This is a genomic window from Streptomyces sp. NPDC048411 (assembly GCF_040704695.1).
GTDB lineage: Bacteria > Actinomycetota > Actinomycetes > Streptomycetales > Streptomycetaceae > Streptomyces.
In genome coordinates this window covers 36,875-46,930 of sequence record NZ_JBEZKL010000057.1, presented here as the reverse complement: position 1 = coordinate 46,930, position 10,056 = coordinate 36,875, and the positions used below count along the sequence as shown (strand labels likewise).

Here is a 10,056-nt window from a genome sequence, read left to right as displayed (position 1 = left end):
CCCCTCCTTTCTTTTTTTTTCCCCACACCCGCCGGGCCCCTCACCGCTCGAGCGGTCCGGGCCCTTCCGTATGAACCGGATCAGTCTGCGGCCTTCTTGGCGGCGGAGAACGCGGCGAACGCGGCGATCGCGATGAAGACGTAGGTGAGCGGTCCGGCGTCGGCCTTCCACGCCTCGTTCAGGAAGCCGAAGTGGTCGAAGAACAGCTCGGAGACGGTGACCGGAAGCTCCTTCGCGGCGATCATCGCCTCACCGAGCAGCTGCCCGAAGTAGACGGAGACCAGCGCGAGCACCGCGCTGAGGACCGGGAGCGCGGGGTTGCGGCCGCCGACCTTGCCCGCTGCGAAGCCGATGAGGAAGCCGACGCCCACGGCCGCGTAGCCGATCTGGTGCTTGGTGGTGCCGATGATCGCGCCGTAGACGCCCGCGGCGACGACCATCGCGACGACGGCGGCGAGCAGGCCGAGACCGATGTTGTTACGGACAGGGCCGGCCGGTGCGAACGGCGCGCCGCCGAACTGGCCGGGCTGACCCGGCTGCTGACCGGCGTACGGGTTGCCGCTCGGAACGCCGGGCTGACCCGGCTGCCCGCCCGCGTACGGGTTGCCGCCGGGCTGGGCGTCGTACGGCTGCTGCGACTGGTTCGGCGGCGGCACGGGCTGACTCATGGTGGTATCCCCCCTGGGACGGAAGCGCACGACTGTGCGAGAAGTGACGCCGCAGGCTAGCAGCCGCCTGCGACATCGCCCACCGAAATCCTTGGGGGAACTGGGCTCACAACCGGTGTGCGGCTCCGGCCGGGGTGGCGCCGCGGGTGTCCAGAAGGAGCTGGGCCTTCACGGCGAGGCCCTGGAGGTCGTACGTACGGTGGTGCTGCAGCAGCAGCGTCAGGTCCGCGCTCGCCGCCGCCTCGTACAGCGAGTCCGCGCGCGGGACGGGCCGTTCGCGTACGCGCCAGTCCAGGACGTGCGGGTCGTGGTAGCCGATCTGCGCGCCCATGTCCATCAGCCGCGTCGCGATCTCCCGGGCGGGGGACGCCTCCTGGTCGGCGAGGTCCGGCTTGTAGGTGACGCCGAGGAGCAGGACGCGCGCGCCGCGGACCGACTTGCCGTGTTCGTTGAGCAGGGTGGCGCAGCGCTGGATCACGTAACTCGGCATCCGGTCGTTGATCTCCTGGGCGAGCGAGACCATCCGCAGCGGGTGGCCGGGGGTGCGGCTGTTGTACGGGAGGTATCCCGGGTCGACCGGGGCGCAGTGGCCTCCGACGCCGGGGCCCGGACGGAACGGCTCGAAGCCGAACGGCTTGGTCTCGGCGCACCGGATGACGTCCCAGAGGTCGACCCCGAGGTCGTGGCAGAGCACTGCCATCTCGTTCACCAGGGCGATGTTGACGTGCCGGAAGTTGGTCTCCAGAACCTTGGTCATCTCGGCCTCGCGCGGCCCGCGGGCGCGTACGACCTTGTCGGTGAGCCGGCCGTAGAACGCGGCGGCCGATTCGGTGCAGGCGGGGGTGAGGCCGCCGATGACCTTGGGGGTGTTGGCGTAGACGTGGGCGCGGTTGCCCGGGTCGAGACGGCTGGGGGAGCAGGCGAGGTGGAAGTCGCGTCCGGCGCGCAGTCCTGAGCCCTCTTCGAGGAGGGGGCGCACGAAACTCTCGGTGGTGCCGGGGGGCACGGCCGATTCCAGCAGGACCGTGGTGTGCGGGCGGAGTTTGGCGGCGAGGGCGCGGGTGGCGTCGGCGACGGCGGTGAGGTCGATGGTGCGGTCGGCGCCGAGAGGGGTGGGCGCGCAGATCACGGCGGTACGGACCCGGCCCAGCTCGGCCGGGTCGGTGGTGGGCCGGAAGCCCCCCGAGAGCATCCGTCGGATCTCCGAGGCGGTGAGGGCGCCTTCGACGGGGGTGCGGCCGGCGGAGAGCTCGGCGAACGGGTGTGGGTCGGTGTCGTAGCCGACGGTGCGGATACCGGCGGCGACGGCGGCTTGGGCGAGAGGCAGGCCGAGGTGACCGAGTCCGATGACGGCGAGGTCTGCGGGCATAGAAGTGGCCGTCCTTCCCTAAGACCATGAGAGCAGAAAGCGCAACCGCTGAGGACAGCGCAATGTCAGACTAGGCGTAAATATGACCTATATGTCGCATTGTGCGAGGCTCGTCGCCCGGGTGTTGTCCACAGGCGGTGGCTGAAGTCGCGGACCGCGGACAGAATCGAGAGGTGGCTACGGGCGCCCGACCCCCCGGTCGGACCTCAGCCCCGTGCCGGACCCACCCCGATCTACCGGGAGGCAGCGGTGAGGACAGCGACACTGGGACCCGCGGAGCGCGCCGAGGCGCTCGCCGCGATGGCCGAGCGCGAACTGGACGTGCTGGTCGTGGGGGCGGGCGTGGTCGGCGCCGGAACGGCGCTGGACGCGGCGACACGAGGGCTCTCGACCGGACTGGTCGAGGCGCGCGACTGGGCGTCCGGCACGTCGAGCAGATCGAGCAAGCTGATCCATGGGGGGCTGCGCTATCTGGAGATGTTCGACTTCGCGCTCGTGCGGGAGGCGCTGAAGGAGCGCGGGCTGCTGCTGGAGCGGCTGGCCCCGCATCTGGTGAAGCCGGTGCCGTTCCTCTATCCGTTGCAGCACAAGGGCTGGGAGCGGTTCTACGCCGGTTCGGGCGTCGCGCTGTACGACGCGATGTCGGTGTCGTCGGGGCACGGCCGAGGGCTGCCTGTGCACCGGCACCTCTCCCGCCGCCGGGCTCTGCGGGTCGCGCCCGCGCTGAGGAAGGACGCGCTGGTCGGGGCGTTGCAGTACTACGACGCCCAGATGGACGACGCCCGCTACGTGGCGGCGCTGGTGCGGACGGCCGCCGGATACGGCGCGAAGGTGGCGAACCGGGCCCGGGTGATCGGTTTCCTGCGCGAGGGTGAACGGGTCGTCGGCGCGCGGGTGGAGGACGTCGAGGCGGGCGGGGAGTACGAGGTCAGGGCCAAGCAGGTGGTCAACGCGACCGGGGTGTGGACGGACGACACCCAGGCGCTGATCGGTGAGCGCGGACAGTTCCACGTCCGGGCGTCCAAGGGCATCCATCTGGTCGTCCCGAAGGACCGCATCCACTCCTCGACCGGACTCATCCTGCGGACCGAGAAGTCCGTGCTGTTCGTGATCCCGTGGGGCCGCCACTGGATCATCGGGACGACGGACACCGACTGGGACCTGGACAAGGCGCACCCGGCCGCGTCCAGCGCCGATATCGACTACCTCCTCGAGCACGTCAACTCGGTCCTGGCCACCCCGCTGACCAGGGATGACGTCGAGGGTGTCTATGCCGGGCTGCGGCCGCTGCTGGCCGGCGAGTCGGACGCGACCAGCAAGCTGTCGCGCGAGCACACGGTGGCGCACCCGGCCCCGGGGCTCGTCGTCGTCGCGGGCGGCAAGTACACGACGTACCGGGTGATGGCGAAGGACGCCGTGGACGAGGCGGTGCACGGCCTCGATCAGCGGGTGGCCGACTGTGTCACGGAGGACATCCCGCTGCTGGGCGCGGAGGGGTACCGGGCGCTGTGGAACTCACGGGCGAGGATCGCGGCCCGCACGGGGCTGCATGTTGCCCGGGTGGAGCATCTGCTGAACCGGTTCGGGTCGATGACCGAGGAGATCCTGGAGCTGATCGCCGCCGATCCTTCGCTGGGCGAGCCGCTGCCGGCGGCGGACGACTATCTGAAGGCCGAGATCGTCTACGCCGCCTCGCACGAGGGGGCCCGTCACCTCGACGACGTCCTGACGAGGCGGACCCGGATCTCGATCGAGACCTTCGACCGGGGCACTCGCTCCGCGCGGATATGCGCGGAGCTGATGGCTCCGGTGCTGGGCTGGGACGAGGGGCAGATCGAGCGGGAAGTGGAGCACTACGAGAAGCGGGTGCAGGCGGAGCGGGAGTCGCAGCGTCAGCCGGACGACCTGACGGCGGACGCGGCGCGGCTCGGGGCGCCGGACATCGTGCCGATCTGACGGTCCGATCGTCGGTCCGAGCCGATCGGTGGCCCTTCAGGAGGCAGGGTGACGGTTCTGCCCCGCAGGGCAGAACTCGGCTTCGAGGAGCGCCGGTTCGAGGGTCGCTTCGGTCAGGGTGTCCGTGTTGATGCGGAACGTCAGGGTGTGTCGGCCGTCTCGGGTGGCTGCGGTACGGACGTAGCTGCCCGCGATGTGGCCGTTGTGACCCCAGACGGTCGTCCCGCACGAGAGTTTCTGCGGATAGATGCCCATGCCGTAGGTCCCGTGCGCCGTAACGGTGTTCAGCAGGGTGCTCAGCTGGGCGGGCGGCAGCAGGCGGCCGCCCAGCAGGGCCGCGTAGAAGCGGTTCAGATCGGCGAGTGTGGAGATCAGCTCTCCGGCGGCGCCCGCGGTGCGCGGATCGAGGATGGTGACATCGCGGAGGGTGCCGTCGGCCGGGTCGCGGGAGTAGCCGCGCCCGTGCGGGGCCGGCAGGCCGGTGTGGGCGCCGGGGAGCGAGGTGCCGGTGAGACGGAGGGGTTTGATGATGCGGTGTCTGATCTCGGCGGCGTAGCTGTGTCCGGTGACGCGTTGAACAACCATGCCGAGCAGGACGTAGTTGGTGTTGGAGTAGGAGTAAGCGCCGGTGGCGTTCGTGGGGCGATGGGCCACGGCCGTATGGATCGCGGCGGTGGCGGAGACGGGGCGCGCGCCCGGGGCCGCGGTGTAGTCGTAGAGGCCGCTGGTGTGGGTGAGCAGGGCGCGCAGGGTGATGCGGCGGCCGTCGTTGCCGTGGCCGCGTATCAGCCCGGGCAGATGGCTGTCGACGGTGTCGGACAGCTGCAGCCTGTGCTCCCGGGCGAGTTGGAGGACGACCGTCGCGATGAACGTCTTGGTGATGCTGCCTGCCCGGAAATGGTCCGCCGAGCGGATGCCGGGACCCGTCGAGCGGTAGGTGGCGCGGCGGACGGAGGAGGTGTCCCGGGTGAGAAGTGCCGCGGCCGGGGCGCCGCCCTCGGCGACGAGCCGGGGGAGGTACGCGGCTGCGGGCGTGAGGTGTGGTTCGCTGGGCAGGCTTGTGGTTCCGAGGCCGAACAGCGTGAGCACCACCAGGGTGGCGGGCAGCGCTCTGAGCGACGGCATGGCAGGGAGTCCCTTCCTCCGGCCACATCATGACGGACCCCGGACCCGGGACCATGACCGGTCCCGGGGTGAGGGACAATGAAGGCTCTGCCAGGGCGGGTTGATCGCAGAGGGGACGCATGTCGGAGGCGGAGCAGGCACGGGAGCCCCAACGGGACACGGATGGACGTCTCCTTGCGGGTAGGTACCGGCTCGGGGTGGTGCTCGGCCGGGGCGGTATGGGCACGGTCTGGCGTGCTGTCGACGAGACGCTGGGCCGCACGGTCGCGGTCAAGGAGCTGCGGTTCCCGTCGGCCATCGACGAGGACGAGAAGCGTCGGCTCATCACACGCACACTGCGCGAGGCGAAGGCGATCGCCAGGATCCGCAACAACGGTGCGGTGACGGTCTACGACGTGGTCGACGAGGACGACCGGCCGTGGATCGTGATGGAACTCATCGAGGGCAAGTCGCTCGCCGAGGCGGTGCGCGAGGACGGTGTGCTGACGCCGAAGCGCGCGGCCGAGGTCGGTCTTGCCATCCTCGACGTGCTGCGTTCGGCGCACCGCGAGGGCATTCTGCACCGCGATGTGAAGCCGTCCAACGTGCTGATCGCCGACGACGGCCGGGTCGTGCTGACCGACTTCGGCATCGCCCAGGTCGAGGGTGACCCGTCCGTCACCTCGACGGGCATGCTCGTCGGCGCTCCGTCGTACATCTCGCCGGAGCGCGCCCGCGGACACAAGCCGGGACCGCCCGCGGACCTGTGGTCGCTCGGCGGACTGCTGTACGCGAGCGTCGAGGGCTCCCCGCCGTACGACAAGGGTTCGGCGATCGCCACCCTGACCGCGGTGATGACCGAGCCGCTCGACCCGCCGAAGAACGCGGGCCCGCTGGAGGAGGTCATCTACGGCCTGCTCGCCAGGGACCCGGAGCAGCGGCTCGACGACGCGGGTGCGCGGGCCCTGCTCAACGAGGTGATCCACGCCGCCGACAAGCCGGCCCCCGTGGTGCCCCCGCCGGCCGACTCCACCCAGGTCATGGCGCTTCCCGGAAGTGTCGTCGCTCCCCGCACCAAGGGGGCGTCGAAGTCCGGTGAGGCGGCGGAGGGCGCCCGGGACCGGCTGCGCGGTGCGCTGCGTTCCACGCGGAACGCGAAGGCGGCGCCCGGAGCGGGTGCGGCTGTCGCTGCTCCTGTCTCCGCCGCCGCACCCTCTGCCTCTGCCGATTCCACGGCTCCGGCCCGGCCCAAGGCGTCGGCGGCCTCCGCCTCCGGGGGTGTACCGCCGCAGCGTCCGGGCGGCCCGTCGAGCACGCCGGTCCGCGCGTCCCTCACAGACGTGGTGCCCCGTCGCACCCTGGCGATCATCGCGGCCGTCGTCGCGCTCGTCGTGCTCGGCACCGTCCTCGCGCTCTCGCTCGGCGGGGACGACACGGGCAACCGGAGCAGCGGCTCCGGCAAGGGCGGCACGTCGGCCTCGGCGGGGGCTGCCACGAGCGCCGGCTCCGGCAAGGACCAGGGCCAGGGTCAGGAGCAGCGCGGCGATCAGGGCGAGGACCAGGGCAAGGGCAAGGGCAAGAACGACGACTCGGGCAAGGGGTCGGACGAGTCCAAGGGGTCGGACGCGGGCAAGGCGGGCGCGCTGCCCGACGGCTACAAGATGGTCACCGACAAGCGGTTCCACTTCACGATGGCGATGCCCAAGAACTTCACGCCCTACAAGATCGCAGGCGCCAACTCCGGCCGGATCTACGCCGTGAACGGCGGCTACCCGCGCGTCCAGGTCGACTACAACAACTCTCCCAAGGACGATGCCGCCGCGGCCTGGAACGCGGCCAAGGGCTACATCGCGTCCACCAGCAGCGGTTACCAGCATCTCGGGATCAATACCGTCGAGTTCAACGGCTATCCGACCGTTGCCGACTGGCAGTTCGAGCGCAATGAGAACGGGCAGCGGAGCCACGTGCTCAACCGGGGCTTCAAGGTCGATGCCACGCACGGCTACTCGATCATGATCAGCTGCAAGGCGAGCGAGTGGAACGGCGAGGAGTGCCGGACCGCGCGTGAGACGGCGTTCGCCACGTTCCGGCCCAAGGACTGAGCGGCGGGTTGCGTCGACCCTGCCGCACGGCCGGCACTTGCCACGTATTGTGAGAGCCCGAGGACCGTACGCAGCCATAACCGTAGGCGAATTGCACAGTATGTGACCGCAATTGACGGTTGATGCGGTCTCCGCGACCGGGGGACAGTGCGCACTGGGGAGGCGTCGTGGACGACTATGCGGGTCGGGTGCTTGCCGACCGCTACCGCCTGCCGCTGCCGCCTTCCGATGAGTACGAACTGGTCGAGACCCGGGCGTTCGACACGTACAGCGGACAGGAAGTCCTGGTGCGGCAGGTGCCGTTGCCGGAGGTCGTGGACGCCGAGGTGCTCGACGGGGACGGGCCGCCGCCTGCGGTGCGTCGGGCCGGTGGGCGTACGGTGCGGCGGTCCGCCGACCCCGCGGTCCGGCGCGCGATCGAGGCCGCGCAGGCCGCGGCCCAGGTGCCCGATCACCCGAGGCTCGATCAGGTCTTCGATGTGTTCGCCGAGGACGGATCGCTCTGGATCGTGAGCGAACTGGTCGCGGCCCGTCCGCTGGCCGCGCTGCTCGCCGAGCGGCCGCTGAATCCGTACCGGGCCGCCGAGATCGGCTCCGATGTGCTGACGGCCCTGCGGGTGCTGCATGCACACGGCTGGACCCACCGGAACATCACCGTCCGTACGGTGCTGATCTGCGACGACGGACGCGTCATGCTGACCGGCCTGGCGGCCGGGGCGGCGGAGGAGGCGTTGTGCGGGTATGTGCCGACGCCGCAGCCCGAGGACGGGAACGGGTACGGGCGGCCCGCGCTCGAGTCGGGCCCGACCGGTCCGTTCGCACCGCCCGCGGAGCACGCCGAACGAGCCGGGCCGCCCGAAGCCGTCGAGCTGCCGTCCTCGCGCGGTCCGGCCGGTGAGCTGGAGACCGTACGGTCGCCGCTGCATCCCGACACGGCTGCCCCCGGCGCGGGCGACTCCGCGCAGCTGCGGGCTGCGCGCGCCGGAGCCATCGCCGCCTACCGCGCGGGCGCCCGCGCCGCCGCACGCGTCAGCGAGGACCAGCGACGTGCCGGGACCGGCGAGCCGGAAGAGACGGACCGGACCGGCAGCCTCCCCGTTCAGCGTCCCGGCCCCCCGGACATCGGCCGCCCGCAGCTCACGGGTGGGTGGGGCCCCACCGCGACGGACCCGTACGACGACGAGGGCGACGAGGACGACGACGAGTACGACGCCCCGTACGGCCGTGACGGCGGCGACGCGGGCCACGGTAGTCAGGGGCCGGCCGACCGGCGGATGCACCTGATCGGCTCATGGGGCGACGGCGCCGACTTCGGGCGCCCCGTTCCCGCGGGCGGCTCCAACGAGGACGCCCTGCGCACCGACGCCCGTCGCCACGGCAACTCCGCACCGCAGCAGCAGGAGCGACAGCAGCCCACCTCCGGCCGCTGGGACGACATCGTCGCCGGTGACCACGGAACCCCCGCCTACCGCGGCCCCGCCACCACCCTCGCCGCCGAGCGCGCCCGGCAGGCACGGATCGCGGTCGTCGGCGCCGTCACCGAGCGCTGGGCACCGGAGCAGGCCGGACCGGTGCACGAGAACTGGCAGTTGGCACCGCCCATCGGGCCCGTCACCGACCTCTGGGCGCTCGGCGCCCTGCTCTACCGCGCTGTTCAGGGCCACGCCCCCTACCCCGAGGAGAACGCGGCCGAGCTCGTCCAGATGGTCTGCGGCGAGCCGCCCGCCTTCGCCGAGGAGTGCGGTCCGCTGCGTCCGGTCGTCGAGTCGCTGCTGCGCCAGGACCCCACCGAACGCCCGGACTTCGAGGAGCTGCGCGGCTGGCTGCGTTCCCTCGTGCGGTCGGCGCCCGAGCCCGAGGCCGGTCTCGACGTCGTGCCGCTGCCGTCCGTCGACGGCACCCGGCTGCCCGTCGTACGCCGCCGGGGCGAGCTGGTCCGCAAGCGCCGCGGCCGCATGGGCAGCGCCTTTGCGCACGGCCGCCACCGCCAGACGAGGGAACGGCCCGAGCGGTACGAGAAGCCCCGCGAGCCCAAGGGCCCCAAGGCGCTGCGCACTCCGCCCCGCCCCCGGCAGGGCGAAGGACGTGCGCCGCAGCGGCTCGGACGGCTGCTGCTCGTGCTGATCCTGCTGGGCCTGGCCGCCGCCATCGCGTACGCCGTGATGTTCATGCCCAAGGCGGACAGCGGTGCCGGGCAGGGCTCCCCCTCCGGTTCCAAGGGCTCGACCGCGGCGGCCTCGGACACCGGCTCACCCGACTCCTCCGACGGGAAGCCACCGGCACAGTCCGAGCCGCCGTCATCGTCCCGGTCGCCCGGTGCGGAGCAGCCGCAGACCAGCCGCTCGGCCGTCGCGCTCGCACCCGGTTACACCCTGCGCAAGGACGTCGAGGGCTTCGAGGTCGGCGTACTCAAGGGCTGGCAGCGCAGTGCCGGCGGCGCCGACCGGCGGGTCAGGTACGGCAGCGACGGGTTCAGCCTGCTGGTCGTGCCGGGCCGCGACACCGTAAAGGCGAATGGCGGCGACCCGCTTGTCTACCAGAGCGACAAGGAACGGGAGTTGCAGCCCTTCCGGGACTCCAGCTGGTCATCGGCGACCGGGCTGCGCCGTATCGACGTCGGCCGACAGGCCATGGCGGAAGGCCAGTTCACCTGGCAGGACGAGACCGGGCGCGAGGTGTACGTCCGCAACCTCGCGATGATCGTCGACGGCCGCTACCACGTCATCCAGGTGACTGGGCCGGAGAACGAGCGGGACAAGGTGACCGCCGTCTATGAACAGGCCATCGCCTCCTACCGCGTGAATTCCTGAGGCACCGGCAGCGGAAGAGCGCCCGCGCGACAAGCATCACAGTGCGG

6 protein-coding genes are annotated in these 10,056 nt (G+C 71.5%); 3 read left to right on the top strand and 3 right to left on the bottom strand.

The window, feature by feature from the left end:
• Positions 1-80: 80 nt before the first annotated feature.
• Both AB0915_RS21065 and AB0915_RS21060 read right to left on the bottom strand, forming a co-directional pair.
• A complete protein-coding gene (locus tag AB0915_RS21065) occupies positions 81-668 on the bottom strand; it encodes a hypothetical protein (protein WP_366692531.1) in 588 nt (195 codons plus the stop codon).
• 106 nt (positions 669-774) lie between these two features.
• Positions 775-2,037: a nucleotide sugar dehydrogenase gene (locus AB0915_RS21060; protein WP_366692530.1), complete on the bottom strand. Its 1,263-nt coding sequence runs from the start codon at positions 2,035-2,037 to the stop codon at positions 775-777.
• Between the two features lie 249 nt (positions 2,038-2,286).
• Between AB0915_RS21060 and AB0915_RS21055 the strand changes: the two genes are divergently transcribed.
• On the top strand, positions 2,287-3,993 hold the full coding sequence (locus tag AB0915_RS21055; RefSeq protein ID WP_366692529.1) for a glycerol-3-phosphate dehydrogenase/oxidase: 1,707 nt from the start codon (positions 2,287-2,289) through the stop codon (positions 3,991-3,993).
• Positions 3,994-4,029: 36 nt separating this feature from the next.
• On the opposite strand, the gene AB0915_RS21050 is transcribed toward AB0915_RS21055, so the two are convergent.
• Positions 4,030-5,118: a serine hydrolase domain-containing protein gene (locus AB0915_RS21050; protein ID WP_366692528.1), complete on the bottom strand. Its 1,089-nt coding sequence runs from the start codon at positions 5,116-5,118 to the stop codon at positions 4,030-4,032.
• A gap of 119 nt (positions 5,119-5,237) precedes the next feature.
• On the opposite strand from AB0915_RS21050, the gene AB0915_RS21045 reads away from it, so the two are divergent.
• Together AB0915_RS21045 and AB0915_RS21040 are read left to right on the top strand one after the other, a co-directional pair.
• Entirely contained in the window at positions 5,238-7,199 is a 1,962-nt protein-coding gene (locus tag AB0915_RS21045) for a serine/threonine-protein kinase (RefSeq protein ID WP_366692527.1), read from the top strand.
• 167 nt (positions 7,200-7,366) lie between these two features.
• Positions 7,367-10,009, top strand: a complete 2,643-nt coding sequence (locus tag AB0915_RS21040; RefSeq protein WP_366692526.1) for a protein kinase — start codon at positions 7,367-7,369, stop codon at positions 10,007-10,009.
• Positions 10,010-10,056: the final 47 nt, after the last annotated feature.

Excerpts from the sequence above, each read along its gene's own strand:
- AB0915_RS21065 (WP_366692531.1), bottom strand. The coding sequence starts at position 668 with ATGAGTCAGCCCGTGCCGCCGCCGAACCAGTCGCAGCAGCCGTACGAC.
- AB0915_RS21045 (WP_366692527.1), top strand. The coding sequence starts at position 5,238 with ATGTCGGAGGCGGAGCAGGCACGGGAGCCCCAACGGGACACGGATGGA.
- AB0915_RS21060 (WP_366692530.1), bottom strand. The coding sequence starts at position 2,037 with ATGCCCGCAGACCTCGCCGTCATCGGACTCGGTCACCTCGGCCTGCCT.
- AB0915_RS21050 (WP_366692528.1), bottom strand. The coding sequence starts at position 5,118 with ATGCCGTCGCTCAGAGCGCTGCCCGCCACCCTGGTGGTGCTCACGCTG.